The following is a 16,213-nucleotide window of genomic DNA, read 5'->3' as shown; positions in this document are numbered from 1 at the left end:
AAGCAATAAATGGATAAGTCAGAAAATCTAGTTGCTCGATTATTGGCAGTGTACGCAATTATCCTAACTTTATGCATCGCTATTTATGCGATCTTTCAGCTTTTAGAAGTTGATCTCACTTTAGCGACTAATCTTTTGCTTTGGTCAGCTTCAATCCTTGCTCCAATAGCAGTATTGATGACTTATACGAGTTGGAGAAAACAAAAAGGTAGTGAGGTTATAGCAGAACAAGCTAAATAGCTTGCAATTTTAACGATTGAAATAGAAGGAATAAATAATAAAATTTTAACAGGATTTTGGGTCAAAAATATAGATTTTAAGAAAGCTAAAAATCTTGTAGATGAGTTCTATAGCTTAAGAATAAATATACTAAGTTCATTCAAGTTTTTAAAAGAAGCAACTAAAGATCAGGCATTAGAAAAAAAGATCCAGCTGTTTGAACAGAAAACTTTAGGGTTTTATTCACACTATTCAGGTCTTCTTAAGCCGGAGAATATTACAAATATTTATTCTCATATACCCATGTTGAAAAGGGAGTTAGGAGATATTTTTGTTGATTTATGCGAAGAGCTAATGAAATATGCGCTTTATGAAAAATAATATAAAGAAACCTCTTAGTTTACTCATGGTTTTCTGAATATCTGTTGATCAGTTAAAGCAATTCAATTGAAAAAAGTAAAACTATAAAAATAAAGATGCTTAAACTATAAGAAGAATTACCGCAATTCTGAAATAAGTGAAAACATTTTTATAATTCTTATTTTGTATAAGTTCCTCACAATAATTTCTTGATAAATCGTCAATCTGTATCAGCTTTTTGCTTGAATATTATAAAATAATTCTAAATTGGGTCTTCTTCTTGGAAAGCTCAATAAATATAGTCGAGAAATGCTTTAAAATATGGCAGAATAGGCGGTTTTTAAAGTTTTTAGAGGATTGGCATTATGCGCTTTGTTGATGAAGCAGTCATTACCGTAGAGGCTGGCGACGGTGGCAATGGCGTAGCCAGTTTTCGCCGTGAAAAGTTCGTACCATTTGGTGGTCCAGATGGTGGTGATGGTGGTCGTGGCGGCAGCATTTATATTCAGGCTGACGACGACACGAGTACCCTTGTAGATTATCGTTATACCCGTAAATTTCGCGCTGAACGTGGTAAAAACGGTGCTGGCGCAAACTGTGCTGGTCGTGGTGGCGAATCAGTTATTTTAAAAGTTCCTGTGGGAACAACCATTGTAGATAGTGAATCTGGCGACATTATTGGAGATCTGGTTGAAGACGGCCAGAAAGTATTAGTGGCACATGGTGGCCAAGGTGGTTTGGGTAATACTCACTTCAAATCATCAACCAACCGTTCTCCGCGTAAATGTACGCATGGTACCAAAGGCGAATTCCGTGAAATCCGTCTTGAGCTGAAAGTACTGGCTGATGTTGGCTTGCTCGGCATGCCAAACGCAGGTAAATCAACCTTTATCCGTGCAGTCTCTGCAGCAAAACCAAAAGTTGCAGATTATCCATTTACCACCATGGTACCTAACTTGGGCGTAGTGGATGCGGATCGTCATCGTTCATTTGTAATGGCGGATATTCCAGGTCTGATCGAAGGTGCGGCAGAAGGTGCAGGTCTCGGGATTCGCTTCCTGAAACATTTGGCACGTACCCGTATTCTGCTTCATATTGTAGATGTTCAACCGATTGACGGTTCAGATCCAGCTTACAATGCCAAAGCGATTTTGAATGAGTTGCAAAAATTCTCCCCAACACTTTCAAAATTACCAGTGGTATTGGTTCTGAACAAGGTCGATCAGCTTGCTGTAGATACTCGCGATGAATGGTGTAATCACATTCTTGAAGAATTGCAGTGGGAAGGTCCTGTCTTTAAAACTTCAGGCTTAACGGCTGAAGGCACTAAGGATGTGGTGTATTACCTGATGGATCAAATCGAGCAGCAACGCGAACGCGAAGTTGAAGATCCTGAATACGCAGCAGAGATGAAAGAATTCCGTGATCAGCTTGAAGCTGAAACACGTGAACAAACGATTGCTGCGAAAGAAGCTTATCGTGAAATGCGTCGCGCTCAACGTCTGGGCGGCGATGACTTTGATGATGAAGATGATGACGACAGCGACGTAGAAGTATATTACGTACGTTAATCTTTTAAAGATAAGTCTGAGGACAAGATGATAGAAGTGGTAGATGGGCAACGTCAGCTCAAGGGTTGTAAACGAATCGTTGTTAAAATCGGATCATCTTTACTCACAGCAAACGGGCAAGGTTTAGATTTAGATGCCATCTCGCATTGGGCGGGACAAATCGCGGATCTACACAATGCCGGACACGAGATTATTCTCGTTTCTTCCGGAGCTGTGGCTGAAGGTATGGTTCGAATGAAACTTGAGAATCGACCCACCGATCTACCCAGTCTTCAGGCTTGTGCTGCCATTGGTCAAATGGGTTTAATCCAGACCTGGTCAAGTGTGCTGGAAAAACACAGCATTCAAACCGCTCAGGTATTATTGACTCATGATGACCTGGCAGACCGTCGTCGTTATCTGAATTCTTGTGATGCTTTACAGCACCTGATTGATTGGCATGTGATTCCAGTCATTAATGAAAATGACACGGTTTCTACTGACGAAATCCGTTTCGGTGATAACGATACCTTAGCTGCGATGGTCGCAGGTCAAGTTCATGCAGATCTGCTCATTATCCTGACTGATCAGGAAGGCATGTTTGACTCGGATCCACGTTCTAATCCGGATGCCAAACTGTTCCATACCGTGCGTGCCATGGATGAAAGCCTGTTTGATATGGCAGGCGGCGGCGGAAAATTTGGTCGTGGCGGTATGCTGACCAAAGTCCGTGCTGCTCGTTTGGCTGCCAAGTCTGGTTGTCCGACATTAATTGCCAGTGGTGATAGTGACTGTGTTTTATCGCGCCTGATGGCCGGTGAAATGTTGGGTACATTATTTATCACTGATGATGACCGTATGACTGCACATCAGCAATGGTTAGCAGCGCATCTGCAAACTGCAGGTCGCTTGGTAATTGATGATGGTGCGGTTAAAGCCATCAAAGAGAACCACCGTAGCCTGTTGCCGGTCGGTGTTAAAGCGGTAGAAGGACATTTTGACCGTGGTGATGTAGTGGAATGTGTCGATCGACAAGGTCACCGTATTGCTGTAGGACGTGTCAACTTCAGTTCGCGTTCAGCGGAAATCGTCAAAGGTCTGGCATCAGATAAAGTGCATCAGGTCTTGGGTGAAGCGCGTTCTTTAGAGATGATTCATCGAAATCATATGGCGATTTACTAAGTTATCAAGATATAAAAAATCCCGCTTTCGAGCGGGATTTTTTTGTGGCATTTGAATTAATTTTATTTAATCCAGCCCATCCGAATAAAAGGCTTAAACAGGAATTGATGAATGCTGAAAATAAAGTTCATGATTTTATTCTCATATTTCCACCAGAGCGGTAAGCCAGCAAGATTAACTGCCAAAGCAATCAGGAATGCTCCCACCATATCAATCGGAAAATGCACACCTACATAAATCCGTGACCATGCTACCAGCCAGGCAGTCCAGAGCAGGATTCGACCCAAATCACGTTGTGCTGAGAAGTAATAGGCAAAGGCAATTCCACTAAAAATACTCATGTGATTGCTTGGGAATGAACCTGTAGGGGCATGCTCAATCAGGGTTCGACCAACCTCCATGACAAAAGGGCGGGGCGTGTTTAGAACTGCAGATAATACCTCGCTAATTGACAAGGTGATTGCGGTGAAAATCACAGCTTTAATAATCCCTGTTTTGATTTCACGACTGCCGCGCAGCCAGGCAACAGCAAAAATCAGCAGAAATAAATACACCAGATCATGCGCTATCAGTCTGGCATAGTTAATCATCCAGATCGAGGCTTGGTCAGGTACATTGAGAAGATGAAATAGATACAGGTTCAGTTGATCGAGTGACATGAAGAGAGAGGGCTGACACAAATGTCCGTTACTCTAAACCGATCAAAGCTCAATTCATATCTGAGTTTGTATGAATTTGTAGCATTGATTTTTCACAGAATATTCAAGTGATAAAAAACCACCCAAAAGGGTGGTTTTTAAGCGTCTGAATAATTTCATTAAGACTTATTTAAACTGAATAGAACCATTAGCACTGACGGTCATTTTGGATTCACCTGCTGCCATTTCCTGTTCTGGAACTGCTTCGGCATAAGCAGATTTGGCCATCGCCATGCGTGGCACAGGTGGATAACCCGAATTATTGGTGTTGATATTCAGATTCACCAGTTGATAGCCCGGTTTGTTCCAGGCTTGCGCCAGACTTTGCGCACGTTGCTGGAAGTTTTTCGAAGCTTCAAGCATCAGCTCATTTTCTACTTTTTTACGTTTTGCTTCAGATACTGTGAAGTTAATCGATTCAGTCTGGAAGTTCTGTTGTAGCTCAGCAATCAGTTGCGAGGCGGCTTTAAAGTCAGTCGATTCAATCCGTACCTGCGCACGAGCACGCCATTCTCTTAACTTGCGGTTGTCGTTGTCATAGACTGGATAGGTATGCTGTGAACCGGTTTCAATTTTTACCGTAGGATATTTTTTAGCAGTATTAATGGCCTGCGTCATCAACTGATTGATTTGTGCTGCAAGCTCAGCGGGCTGTTTATTGGATTTTTCAACAAATAAATTGGCATTCATCAGGTCATTGGAAATATCGCGACTGGCTTCTGCCGAGATATTCACCACATTATAATTCAAGGTTTCTTCAGGAGCTGCGAAAGCGGCAGAAGATAATGCGCCGAGCAAAGCAAGCGCTGAAAAAGAAGAAAGACGCATTTTGTTGTCCTGTTTTAGTGGAATTGTTGGCCTTGTGCTGATCATAAAATACTAAGGTAGAAATGTGTTGATATTCCGAAATTATTGTCGTTGGATTGTTAAAAATATATTTTATTTATTGTAGATATATCGGAACCAAATGTGATGAAAATTATATACTTATTGAGATAATTGTTTGATAATTACACTGTTGTATTCATGACAACAAAATTGCATAAAATGTTTAGGCTTCCTTGTCATTACTATGCATAAAGTTGATAATTTAGACAGCAACATTTTTTGATATATTTTTTCAATAACAGTCGAGGCAAATTGATACTAAAAGTTGTTTATTTTCCTGAAAAAAACTGTATCATCCGCCTCTCCTAGTTACTGAATAGAAAATTGTCTAACTAGATTATATAAAGCACCGAGTCAAACGACCGCAAGTCACCAGACTTATTTCTTTCAACCCATATCAGAGATGGTAATTCGATATGAGCGTTTCTTCTGTAAATCCTGCCACCAATTCCACAAACGAATACTACTTGACTCGCCAAAGTCAGATGGAATCGAATGTGCGTAGTTATCCACGTAAATTACCGTTAGCGATAGCGAAAGCACAAGGTTGCTGGGTTACCGATGTTGAAGGTACGGAGTACCTTGATTGTTTAGCTGGGGCAGGGACATTGGCATTAGGCCATAATCACCCTGCGGTCATTCAAAGTATCCAGGACACACTTGCAAGCGGTCTTCCATTGCATACGCTGGATCTCACAACTCCTTTAAAAGATGCTTTTACTGAAGCACTTCTTGCTTACCTGCCAGGTGGCAAAGAAGAATACTGCTTACAGTTCTGTGGTCCATCTGGTGCAGATGCAACAGAAGCAGCGATTAAACTAGCCAAAACCTTTACTGGCCGTAGTTCAGTGATCAGCTTCTCTGGTGGCTATCACGGTATGACTCACGGTTCTTTGGCAATGACAGGTAACCTGTCTGCGAAGAACTCGGTGAATGGTTTAATGCCAGGCGTTCAATTCATGCCATATCCGCATGAATACCGTTGCCCATTGGGTCTAGGCGGTGAAGCGGGCGTTGATGCTTTGACTTATTATTTCGAAAACTTCATTGAAGATGTCGAAAGCGGTGTAACCAAGCCAGCAGCTGTAATTCTTGAAGCGATTCAAGGTGAAGGCGGTGTGGTAACTGCACCGGTAAAATGGTTGCAAAAAATCCGTGAAGTGACTGAAAAACACAATATTGTGTTGATTCTTGACGAAGTTCAAGCAGGCTTTGCGCGTTCAGGCAAAATGTTCGCATTCGAACATGCGGGTATCGAACCTGATGTGGTTGTAATGTCTAAAGCCGTTGGTGGTAGCTTGCCACTTGCAGTACTGGGTATTAAACGTAAATTCGATGCATGGCAACCTGCTGGCCACACTGGTACATTCCGTGGTAACCAGTTGGCAATGGGTACAGGTCTTGCGACTTTGCAAACCATTAAAGAACAAAATCTTGCGCAAAATGCACAAGAACGTGGTGATTTCCTGCAAGCTGAAATTAAAAAATTGGCTGCTGAATTCCCATGTATCGGTAACGTTCGTGGCCGCGGTCTGATGATCGGTGTTGAAATTGTTGACGAACGTAAACCAGCGGATCATATGGGTTCTTTCCCTGCTGATGGTCAATTAGCTGCAGCGATTCAAACCGCTTGTTTCAACAACAAACTGTTGCTTGAAAAAGGTGGCCGTAACGGTACAGTGATCCGTTTACTTTGCCCATTGATCATTACTCAAGCTGAGTGTGAAGAAGTTCTGGTTCGCTTCAAGAAAGCGGTTGCTGAAGCTCTAGTCGCAGTTCGAGGCGCATAATTCATGGTAGATTTTGCAGAACACCGTAAAGCGTTACTCTGCAATGATGCTGCATCTATCGCTGACTATGAGTCGGCGATGGATCAGGCGACCAAAGCGGTTGCAGCATGGTTGCAAAACGACAAGATGTATACCGGCGGTAGCATCAAGGAATTGCGTAGCGCAATTGCGTTCAATCCTTCTAAAGAAGGTCTGGGCGTACAAAAGTCTTTAGAGCGTATGGTTGAGCTATTCCTCAACAAGAGCTTGAAAGTACATCACCCGCATTCGCTTGCGCATTTGCATTGCCCGACAATGGTCACTAGCCAGATCGCGGAAGTGTTAATCAATGCAACTAACCAGTCAATGGACTCTTGGGATCAAAGCCCGGCAGGTTCTTTGATGGAAGTGCAGCTGATTGACTGGTTACGCCAAAAAGTCGGCTATGGCTCAGGTCAGGCGGGTGTGTTTACTTCTGGTGGTACACAATCCAACCTGATGGGCGTACTGCTGGCGCGTGATGCCTGCATCGCGAAAAACTGGAAAGACGAAAACGGCAATCCGTGGTCTGTTCAACGTGATGGTATCCCTGCGGATGCAATGCGTAATGTCAAAGTCATCTGTTCTGAAAATGCACACTTCTCTGTGCAAAAGAATATGGCGATGATGGGCATGGGCTTCCAGTCCGTTGTGACTGTACCTGTGAACGAAAATGCGCAGATGGATGTTGATGCTCTGGAAAAAACCATGGCGCATCTTCAATCTGAAGGCAAGATCGTGGCATGTGTAGTCGCAACTGCGGGTACCACGGATGCCGGTGCGATTGATCCACTCAAACAGATTCGTGAAATCACCAATAAATATGGCGCGTGGATGCACATCGACGCAGCATGGGGTGGTGCGCTGATCCTGTCGAATGACTATCGTTCTATGCTAGATGGTATCGAACTGTCTGATTCTGTGACACTGGATTTCCATAAGCATTACTTCCAGACCATTTCATGTGGTGCATTCTTGCTGAAAGATGAGGCGAATTATCGTTTCATGCACTATGAAGCAGAATACCTGAACTCTGCTTATGATGAAGAGCACGGTGTTCCTAACCTGGTGTCGAAGTCGCTACAAACCACGCGTCGTTTCGATGCATTGAAACTGTGGATGACTGTAGAAGCGCTGGGTGAAGAGCTTTATGGTTCAATGATCGATCATGGCGTGAAATTGACGCGTGAAGTGGCAGATTACATCAAGGCAACTGATGGTCTGGAACTTCTGGTTGAGCCACAATTTGCATCGGTATTGTTCCGTGTGGTGCCAGAAGGTTATTCAGCTGAATTTGTCGATGCCTTGAACCAGAACGTCGCAGATGAACTGTTTGCGCGTGGTGAAGCGAATATTGGCGTCACTAAAGTGAGTCAGGTTCAATCTCTGAAAATGACCACTTTAAGCCCGGTTGCAACACTTGAAAACGTGAAGAACCTGTTGGCACTCGTGCTTGCAGAAGCGGATCGTATCAAGGATTCAATTGCGGATGGGACTTATACACCGCCAATTGCTTAATCAATTGCAGGTGAAAAAAAGGAGATCGTTAAGATCTCCTTTTTTATTGGAATTTGGCTGACACATAGATAATGATTTTTAAATAAAATTAAGCTGCAAATAAAGGACTAAAGCCTTTTTTCCTTAACAGTTTACGGTACATACTGGAGCTGCGATCTGCCGGGAAATGTGCTTCCAGAGATAAGTCTAGCGGTAAAAACTCAGGCTTCTGGTTTTCGACAATTAGGCGATCTTCTTCAAAAATCTTCAGATTAAAATCATAGGCTTCTTCGACGGGTAAGTCTTTATCATAATTACGACAGATAGGAGCAAACAGTCGGGTCTGACGGGCGGTCATCGGTGAAGCAGCATTCATAATCACCTGTTTGGCATCATTAGGGAAATGGATGGTCAGGGTCGCGGTAAAGGGCAGGCTAATTTCAAAATGTCGTAGCCATTTAAAATCTTCCTGACCGCGCTGATCTAACCCAATCGGATAACGGCCGATACTGCTGATATAGTCGGCACTGAAACCATATTCAGTTTCTGTTGTGGTGTAATTCGGGACTTCAACATCATTCGGATCACCGAAGGTATCTGGATGTACCCAGGCAAAATGGGCGACATCAATAAAGCCTTCTAGCTGTCTGCCAGCAAAACATTTGATGTCGACTTGTGGGCAAACCAGTTGCTGATAATCTGCATCATTCCAATAAGGCATCACTGGAATATTCGGTTCAGCATCTTTGTTAGCTATCAGTGAACACCAGATCAGACCATAACGTTCAACCGCGGCATAGGTCCGTAAATGAAACCGATCTGAAATTTTATGCCGTGGATGGGCAGGGATACGGTTGCATTTACCTTGCGTACCAAAGCGTAGGCCATGATAAGGGCAGACGACGCCTTGACCATCATTTTTTCCCAAACTTAAAGGCACACCACGATGCGGACAGGCATCTTTGGCCACGACCAGTTCATCCTGTATCTTGTAAATGACCAGTGGCATATCTAGCAACCTTGTCCCTAGCGGCTGTTCAGAGACATCACGGGCTAAGGCCACTGGATACCAATATTGAGCCAGGAGATGCCAGTCATGTTCTTCGAATGTCATGTGAATCGGTAAATCGGGATTGAAAACTGAAATGGTTGTGCTGTTCATGACGCTATCACTGTGATTCTTTATTTCCAATATAGGCCAATGTGATGTTCTACGAAATTTCAAAGATCAGGACATCCTGTTGCATAAATTCGAACAGGATGTAAGGAAGAATGAGCTATAGGCAAAAAATTAAAGGAAGCAATATTTAAAGTTCCAAAAAAGCATCCCGAAAGATGATTCTTCTATTTTCCATGCACAAAATGTGCATTCAGGACTTTATGCCTAATGTGATATGCAAGCTCCGTTCAGATAAAATCAGCTAATGTCAGGGAACAACAAAAATATCTGATTCAGGATGAAGAGATGACTAATTTGCATGTATCCCAACCCGTTGGCTGTATTATTCAAGGAAAAATGGTACAAGGCGGTGGCGAAAGTTTTGTGGTGATCAATCCTGCTGATGAGCAGGTATTGGCCCTATGTTCCTCTCCCTCAGAAGCACAAGTTGAAGACATCATCCGTAGTGCCGAGCAGGCTTTTCACCAATGGAAAAATACGGATGATGCAACGCGACAGGCAATTCTGCATCGTATTGCGGATCGTATTGAAGAACACCGGGAAGAATTAGCGCGTTTAGTGGTGCAGGAGCAGGGCAAACCTTATGCGCTGGCTGAATTTGAAGTCGGTGGGGCCATTGCCTGGACCCGCTATCAGGCAGAACTCAAGATTGAAACTGAAGTTTTACAGGATGATGCCAATAAACGGATCGAACTGCATCATCGGCCTTTAGGGATTGTGGCATCGGTCACTCCATGGAACTGGCCTTTGATGATTGCTGTCTGGCATATCATGCCGGCAATCCGCGCTGGCAACGTGGTGATCAATAAGCCTTCAGAATTTACCCCATTGTCGACCCTCCGACTCGGTGAGCTGATTCAGCAGGAAGTTGCACCTGGAGTGGTCTCTATACTTACAGGTGGCGGCGAAGTTGGGGCTAAGCTGACCAGTCACCCTGCAATTGCCAAAGTGGTATTTACCGGTTCAACCGCAACTGGTCAAAGAATCATGCAGAACGCAGCTGCGACTTTCAAGCATTTAACACTGGAACTTGGTGGCAATGATGCAGGCATTGTTTTGCCAGATACCGACATTCAGGCAATGGCAGTCCGAATCTTTCATGGAGCTTTTATCAACATGGGCCAGACCTGTGCAGCGTTAAAGCGTCTTTATGTGCATGACAGCCAGTATGATGCACTGGCACAGGAATTAGTAAAAGTCGCACAGCAACAGTCTCTGGGAGATGGTTTAGCCGAGACGACTACTTTTGGTCCAGTGCAAAACATCAAGCAATACCAAAAAGTTCAGACTATGATTCAGGAAGCCCAGGATGAAGGGGCAATAGTCATGACATCTGGTCAGAATCTACCGGATACAGGCTATTTTATTGCACCGACAATCGTAACCAATGTGAGTCCAGATAGCCGTCTGGTTCAGGAAGAGCAGTTTGGTCCGGTATTACCTTTGATCCGTTATCATGATATTGAAGAAGTACTGACTGAAGCCAACAATACGGATTTTGGTTTAGGTGGTTCGATCTGGTCATCCAATCTAGAGCAGGCGCAGCAGTTTGCACAGCGACTGAGTTGTGGTACGGCGTGGATCAATACGCATGGTGAGATTTTCCCGCATGTACCTTTTGGGGGATGGAAGCATTCAGGCATTGGTGCCCAGTTCGGACTGAGTGGTCTGCTCGAAAATACGATTCAGCAGGTTGTTCATATCAATAAAAATTAAATCAAAAAAAAGCTCAAGTTGTACTTGAGCTTTTTTCTTTTACTTTAAGATATATCAACGTAATAAAGGGCGGGCAGCCTGAAAATCAAAATGTAATTGCTTGAATTTATTTAAGACAATATAAGATTTGATATGACCAATAAAATTACAGCTCAGCAATTTTTCAGTCACAAAATTTGCCAGCATTTCCAGATTTTTAGCGCCTACTTTTAACATGAAATCTGCATCACCACTTAAAGAAAAAGCTTCCTGAATAGCTTCTTCTTCTTCAATCAATTGTTGAAAAGCGATCTTCGCTGCTGCGTCATGTGTTTTGAGATTGACCTGAACCATAGCCAAAACTGCAATTCCCAAAGCTTCAGGATGAATGCAGGCGCTATAACCCAAAATAATTCCTTTTTGTTCCAGCAGCTGACGCCGTCTAGAACATTGAGAGGCTGACAAACCGATTAAATCTCCGATTTCCTGATTCGTCAGGCGCCCATTTTTTTGCAAAGCCTGGATGATTTTCCAGTCAAATTTATCCATTGCATCCATTGCATCCATTGCATTGAATCCTTATCCGATACACGTTTTATGTGTTTTTGAATCATTGTGACTTGCATTATGCACGAAATCAGAAAATGAAATGCAATATTCTGTAATTGAAGCATGATAAGTGATAGGGAAAATAATAATGTTTATGGAAATTGGTCAGTACCTTAATCAGCGCCTGCAAGAGCTAGGAATTCAGCATATTTTTGGTGTGCCAGGCGACTTTAATCTCTCCTATTTAGAACAGATCGAAATTGATCCGAAACTGGAATTTATTGGTAACTGTAATGAGCTAAATGCAGCTTATGCAGCGGATGGTTATGCCCGTCTGCATGGTGTCGGCGCTTTACTGACCACTTATGGGGTTGGTGATTTGAGCGCGATTAACGGCATTGCAGGTGCATATGCCGAGCAGGTTGCCATGGTGCATATTTCCGGTATCCCGCCTTTGCATGCCGTAGAGCAGGGTGCTTTGTTACACCATACCCTGATTGATGGCGATTATGACAATATCATGAACTGCATGCGCGAATTTACCGTGGCACAGACACGTTTGACTCCAGCCAATGCAGTGAGTGAAATTTACCGGGTATTAAAGCAATGTATATTGATGCGTCGACCGGTTCATATCCAGCTTCCATCGGATATTACCCATCTTCAGATTAAAGTGCCCAAGCAGCCTCTGGATCTGAGCCGTCCACAGAGTGATCCAAAACTTCTGCAAGACACTGCGGCACGGATAGCCAAACGCATCAAACAGGCACGTCAGCCAGTCCTGCTCATTGACAATGAAGCAGAAATTTTCCAGCTTACCGATATGCTGCAAAATTGGGCTGAGCGCATGCAGATTCCCTATACCTGTCTGTCTACTGCCAAAAATATCATGAATGAAAGTCACCCCTTATATGCGGGCGTTTATGCAGGTGCAGCAAGCGCAGCATCGACTTGTCAGCTGGTGGAACAGTCGGATTGCCTGATCGCTATTGGGCCACGTTTTACCGATGTGGCCACCGCCTTTTTCTCACATCGTGTATCCGCACAAAATATGCTGTATCTGGCGGATTCCTGTCTTTGTCTGGATGGGCAGATGATCAGTGGACTGGATTTAGCTCAGTTGATCCAAGCCATCTCAAAACAGACTTTAGATGATCAACCACGTACTTTTAATCCTGCACCGAAACCATTGTTACAAACTCAACAGCTCGAAGAAAATACTGCGCTGAGCCAAACTGCACTCTGGCAGCAGATTTCTGAATTCTTGCAGGAAGATGATGTGATTGTGGCAGAAGTGGGCACTGCCAATGCAGGTTTATCAGGATTGACCTTGCCGGTGACCGCCAAGTATCTGGTTCAACCGATCTGGGGTTCAATCGGCTATACCTTGCCTGCCTTGCTTGGCAGTATGCTTGCTGCACCTCAGCGCCGTCATCTGTTATTTATTGGGGATGGTTCGATTCAGCTGACCATTCAGGAGCTTTCAACCTTATTAAGAGAAGGCTTAAAACCTGTAATTTTTATTTTAAATAATGGCGGCTATACCATTGAACGTTTGATCATGGGTGAAAATGCCAAGTACAACGATATTCAGAACTGGCAATACAGTCAGTTTGCCCAAGTCTTTTCTGCAGATACCCCGCATCAGGCTCATATAGTCAAAACCCCGGCAGAATTAAAGCGTACACTCGCACAGGTTCATCAGGCTGAGGAATTATGTCTGATTGAACTGCAACTTCCACGTATGGATGCTCCACAACGCTTAAAACAGTTTGCTGAAGTCGTGGCACGCTATGACTATGGTGAATATGGTTATAAGCAGCTAGTCGAGCAGAATACACCTCCCTACAAAAAGGCAATCTAGCAAAATGTAGAAATTAAAAAAAATTGTTCACAAGGAGTGACAATATGGATGTTGAAGATCATCAATTAAAAAAACAGCTTTCCAACCGGCATATCCAGTTAATCGCCTTAGGCGGAGCGATCGGTACAGGATTATTTTTAGGTTTATCACATACGATTCAGCTGGCAGGCCCATCAGTGCTTTTGGGCTATGCCATCGCTGGCATCATTGCATTTCTGATCATGCGCCAATTGGGTGAAATGGTAGTGCATGAACCGGTCAGTGGTTCATTCAGTTATTTTGCCAATAAATACTGGGGAAAAAAAGCAGGCTTTATTTCAGGCTGGAACTATTGGGTTCTCTATGTATTAGTCAGTATGGCTGAGTTGAGTGCAATTGGTACTTTTGTTCAGTTCTGGTGGCCGGAGATTCCGACCTGGCTCACGGCACTGGCATTCTTCCTGCTCATGAACGGCATCAATCTGGTCAATGTCAAATTCTTCGGTGAGAGCGAATTTATATTTTCTATGGTCAAGATCATTGCCATTTTAAGCATGATCGGATTCGGGATCTATCTGCTGTTTAGCGGTTCTGCTGGCAGTCAGGCCAGTGTGACCAACTTGTGGCAGCATGGCGGATTTTTCCCTGAGGGCTGGTCGGGCTTTATGATGGCACTTGCCGTGATTATGTTTGCATTTGGCGGGCTGGAGCTGATTGGTATTGCCGCCAGTGAAACCAAAAATCCAGAAAAGACCATTCCAAAAGCAGTCAATCAGATTGTCTACCGTGTACTGATTTTCTATATTGGTGCCATTGGAGTGTTGCTATGTCTCTATCCATGGAATCTGGTGGCGCAGGGCGGTAGCCCGTTCGTAATGATTTTCCAGTCATTGAACAGCCATGGTGTGGCGAATGTTCTTAATTTTGTAGTTCTGGTCGCTGCACTTTCGGTCTATAACAGTTGTATCTACTGTAATACCCGTATGTTATTGGGTCTGGCCCAGCAAGGTAATGCACCCGCATTTTTAAAGAAAATTAACCGCCGTGGTATCCCGGTAAATGCTGTTCTATTCTCGGCAGCAGTCTCCGGTATCTGTGTATTAATGAATTACCTCATGCCCGGTGAAGCCTTTGGAATATTGATGCTGCTAGTGGTTTCTGCGCTGGTCATTAACTGGTTGATGATTTCATTAACCCATTTAAAATTCAGAAAAAGCATACAGGCGCAGGGGCAGACCACAACTTTCCCGAGTCTGTTTGGTCGCTGGAGCAATTATCTGACCATCACCTTTATTCTGATGATTTTAATGATCATGAGCTTGACGAAAGAGATGCAGATTGCTGTTGCGCTGGTGCCGGTCTGGTTGCTGTTTCTCAGTGTGCTCTATGTGATGAAATATCGTCGAAAACCAGTATTATTGCCCGAATCAAGTCACTAAACTTAAAGACCCTGAACAGGGTCTTTTTTTATGTCCATAAGGTGCTAACTGTCTATTTAATTATCATTAAAACGTCATAAAGCTGTAACCTGTCTGTCATATTCTAAAACCACAATGCATGTATCGAAACAAGTACAAAACTGAATAAAAAGTGGCGTACTCCCAAGTTGTATAAATGAGAGAGATACAGAATGCGCTTTACCAATATTGCCTTAGCTTTAGCTTTAACCGGGGCTGCAGCAACTACAGCAAATGCTGCACGAGATACAATTCAGATTGCAGGGTCTTCAACCGTTCTGCCTTATGCCAGTATTGTGGCTGAAGAGTTTGGCAATACCTTTCCGCAGTTCAAAACTCCGGTTGTCGGTTCTGGCGGTTCTTCAGGTGGTTTAAAACAGTTTTGTAATGGTGTAGGGGATAACACCATTGATATCGCCAATGCTTCACGTCAGATCAAAAGCTCTGAATTGGCAGAATGTAAGAAAAATGGTGTGAACCAGGTTCTCGAAATCAAGATTGGTTATGACGGCATCGTCTTTGCTTCAAATGCCAAAAAAGCGGCATACAAATTACGTCCACAGCATGTTTATGCTGCATTAGCGGCAGAGTTGCCGGCTAAGGGTAAAATGGTACCTAATCCATATACTCGCTGGAACCAAATCGATTCATCATTACCGAATGAGCCGATCACGCTGGTAATTCCGGCTTCGAATCATGGAACGCGCGAAGTCTTCCAGGAGAAGATGGTGGATGCAGGTTGTAAATCGTATGCTGCTATTAAGGCTCTAGCGAAAGATGCACAGAAAAAAGCATGTACCAGCTTCCGTAAAGATGGCCGTGTTGTTGAAATTTCAGGTGACTATACTGAAACCTTGGCACGCTTAAAAACCTCACCGAGCGCTGTTGGCGTATTCGGCTTGGGCTTTTACGATCAAAACCGCGATAAGCTACGTGTAGCAACCGTCAACAACGTTGCTCCTTCTGAAAATACGATTCTGAATGGTTCTTATCCGGTATCTCGTCCATTGTTCTTCTATGTGAAAGGCGAGCACCTGAAATCAATCAAAGGCCTGCAACAATTTACTGAATATTTCCTGAACAAGAAAGTTTCTGGTAAAGGTTCCAAGCTTGAGAGAGCTGGCCTGATTTCAATGTCAGACAAAGAGCGCGCAGCAGTACTGGCTAACTTTAAAGCAGGTAAAGCGGTAGTGGTGAAGTAATTCACCTTGCTTCAATCGCTGATGATGGGGTGACCTGTCATCGGCGTTTCGTGATAAACAGGTTTTTTCGAACCATGAAAATTGA

13 protein-coding genes are annotated in these 16,213 nt (G+C 43.6%); 9 read left to right on the top strand and 4 right to left on the bottom strand.

What is annotated here, in order from left to right:
* Positions 1–9: 9 nt before the first annotated feature.
* The 3 genes from AC4MCC_RS09750 to proB all read left to right on the top strand — a co-directional run bounded on the left by AC4MCC_RS09750 (position 10) and on the right by proB (position 3,311).
* Positions 10–240, top strand: coding sequence for a hypothetical protein (locus tag AC4MCC_RS09750; protein WP_205683241.1), 231 nt, complete (start codon positions 10–12; stop codon positions 238–240).
* Positions 241–944: 704 nt separating this feature from the next.
* On the top strand, positions 945–2,150 hold the full coding sequence (cgtA, locus tag AC4MCC_RS09745) for an Obg family GTPase CgtA (RefSeq protein WP_004782712.1): 1,206 nt from the start codon (positions 945–947) through the stop codon (positions 2,148–2,150).
* 27 nt (positions 2,151–2,177) lie between these two features.
* Positions 2,178–3,311 (top strand): glutamate 5-kinase, encoded by a 1,134-nt coding sequence (gene proB / locus AC4MCC_RS09740; protein WP_180003977.1) that lies wholly within the window; start codon positions 2,178–2,180, stop codon positions 3,309–3,311.
* A gap of 62 nt (positions 3,312–3,373) precedes the next feature.
* On the opposite strand, the gene AC4MCC_RS09735 is transcribed toward proB, so the two are convergent.
* Together AC4MCC_RS09735 and AC4MCC_RS09730 are read right to left on the bottom strand one after the other, a co-directional pair.
* On the bottom strand, positions 3,374–3,970 hold the full coding sequence (locus tag AC4MCC_RS09735) for a phosphatase PAP2 family protein (protein ID WP_491880760.1): 597 nt from the start codon (positions 3,968–3,970) through the stop codon (positions 3,374–3,376).
* Positions 3,971–4,135: 165 nt separating this feature from the next.
* Complete coding sequence (locus AC4MCC_RS09730; RefSeq protein ID WP_004782671.1) at positions 4,136–4,837, bottom strand: SIMPL domain-containing protein; 702 nt, start codon at positions 4,835–4,837, stop codon at positions 4,136–4,138.
* Between the two features lie 476 nt (positions 4,838–5,313).
* Between AC4MCC_RS09730 and AC4MCC_RS09725 the strand changes: the two genes are divergently transcribed.
* Positions 5,314–6,687, top strand: coding sequence for a diaminobutyrate--2-oxoglutarate transaminase (locus tag AC4MCC_RS09725; RefSeq protein WP_419363470.1), 1,374 nt, complete (start codon positions 5,314–5,316; stop codon positions 6,685–6,687).
* 3 nt (positions 6,688–6,690) lie between these two features.
* Positions 6,691–8,223, top strand: a complete 1,533-nt coding sequence (locus tag AC4MCC_RS09720) for a pyridoxal phosphate-dependent decarboxylase family protein (protein ID WP_491885207.1) — start codon at positions 6,691–6,693, stop codon at positions 8,221–8,223.
* Positions 8,224–8,311: 88 nt separating this feature from the next.
* Here AC4MCC_RS09720 and AC4MCC_RS09715 read toward each other — a convergent pair whose 3' ends face one another.
* A complete protein-coding gene (locus AC4MCC_RS09715) occupies positions 8,312–9,364 on the bottom strand; it encodes a Rieske 2Fe-2S domain-containing protein (RefSeq protein ID WP_491885206.1) in 1,053 nt (350 codons plus the stop codon).
* 303 nt (positions 9,365–9,667) lie between these two features.
* Between AC4MCC_RS09715 and AC4MCC_RS09710 the strand changes: the two genes are divergently transcribed.
* Positions 9,668–11,098: an aldehyde dehydrogenase family protein gene (locus tag AC4MCC_RS09710; protein ID WP_491885205.1), complete on the top strand. Its 1,431-nt coding sequence runs from the start codon at positions 9,668–9,670 to the stop codon at positions 11,096–11,098.
* Positions 11,099–11,152: 54 nt separating this feature from the next.
* On the opposite strand, the gene AC4MCC_RS09705 is transcribed toward AC4MCC_RS09710, so the two are convergent.
* Complete coding sequence (locus AC4MCC_RS09705) at positions 11,153–11,626, bottom strand: Lrp/AsnC family transcriptional regulator (RefSeq protein ID WP_034703664.1); 474 nt, start codon at positions 11,624–11,626, stop codon at positions 11,153–11,155.
* 148 nt (positions 11,627–11,774) lie between these two features.
* Here AC4MCC_RS09705 and AC4MCC_RS09700 point away from each other — a divergent pair, with 148 nt between their 5' ends.
* From AC4MCC_RS09700 to AC4MCC_RS09690, 3 genes are all read left to right on the top strand, one after another.
* Positions 11,775–13,490: an alpha-keto acid decarboxylase family protein gene (locus tag AC4MCC_RS09700; RefSeq protein WP_491885204.1), complete on the top strand. Its 1,716-nt coding sequence runs from the start codon at positions 11,775–11,777 to the stop codon at positions 13,488–13,490.
* A 44-nt stretch (positions 13,491–13,534) separates the two neighbouring features.
* Complete coding sequence (locus AC4MCC_RS09695) at positions 13,535–14,908, top strand: amino acid permease (RefSeq protein WP_419363480.1); 1,374 nt, start codon at positions 13,535–13,537, stop codon at positions 14,906–14,908.
* 191 nt (positions 14,909–15,099) lie between these two features.
* Positions 15,100–16,128, top strand: coding sequence for a substrate-binding domain-containing protein (locus AC4MCC_RS09690; RefSeq protein WP_166137178.1), 1,029 nt, complete (start codon positions 15,100–15,102; stop codon positions 16,126–16,128).
* The last annotated feature ends 85 nt before the right edge of the window (positions 16,129–16,213 follow it).

The organism is Acinetobacter sp. CAU_H_56 (assembly GCF_058599425.1).
This window is presented reverse-complemented; position numbering and strand designations above follow the sequence as displayed.

Excerpts from the sequence above, each read along its gene's own strand:
- AC4MCC_RS09750 (WP_205683241.1), top strand. The coding sequence starts at position 10 with ATGGATAAGTCAGAAAATCTAGTTGCTCGATTATTGGCAGTGTACGCA.
- cgtA (WP_004782712.1), top strand. The coding sequence starts at position 945 with ATGCGCTTTGTTGATGAAGCAGTCATTACCGTAGAGGCTGGCGACGGT.
- proB (WP_180003977.1), top strand. The coding sequence starts at position 2,178 with ATGATAGAAGTGGTAGATGGGCAACGTCAGCTCAAGGGTTGTAAACGA.
- AC4MCC_RS09735 (WP_491880760.1), bottom strand. The coding sequence starts at position 3,970 with ATGTCACTCGATCAACTGAACCTGTATCTATTTCATCTTCTCAATGTA.
- AC4MCC_RS09730 (WP_004782671.1), bottom strand. The coding sequence starts at position 4,837 with ATGCGTCTTTCTTCTTTTTCAGCGCTTGCTTTGCTCGGCGCATTATCT.
- AC4MCC_RS09725 (WP_419363470.1), top strand. The coding sequence starts at position 5,314 with ATGAGCGTTTCTTCTGTAAATCCTGCCACCAATTCCACAAACGAATAC.
- AC4MCC_RS09720 (WP_491885207.1), top strand. The coding sequence starts at position 6,691 with ATGGTAGATTTTGCAGAACACCGTAAAGCGTTACTCTGCAATGATGCT.
- AC4MCC_RS09715 (WP_491885206.1), bottom strand. The coding sequence starts at position 9,364 with ATGAACAGCACAACCATTTCAGTTTTCAATCCCGATTTACCGATTCAC.
- AC4MCC_RS09710 (WP_491885205.1), top strand. The coding sequence starts at position 9,668 with ATGACTAATTTGCATGTATCCCAACCCGTTGGCTGTATTATTCAAGGA.
- AC4MCC_RS09705 (WP_034703664.1), bottom strand. The coding sequence starts at position 11,626 with ATGGATAAATTTGACTGGAAAATCATCCAGGCTTTGCAAAAAAATGGG.
- AC4MCC_RS09700 (WP_491885204.1), top strand. The coding sequence starts at position 11,775 with ATGTTTATGGAAATTGGTCAGTACCTTAATCAGCGCCTGCAAGAGCTA.
- AC4MCC_RS09695 (WP_419363480.1), top strand. The coding sequence starts at position 13,535 with ATGGATGTTGAAGATCATCAATTAAAAAAACAGCTTTCCAACCGGCAT.
- AC4MCC_RS09690 (WP_166137178.1), top strand. The coding sequence starts at position 15,100 with ATGCGCTTTACCAATATTGCCTTAGCTTTAGCTTTAACCGGGGCTGCA.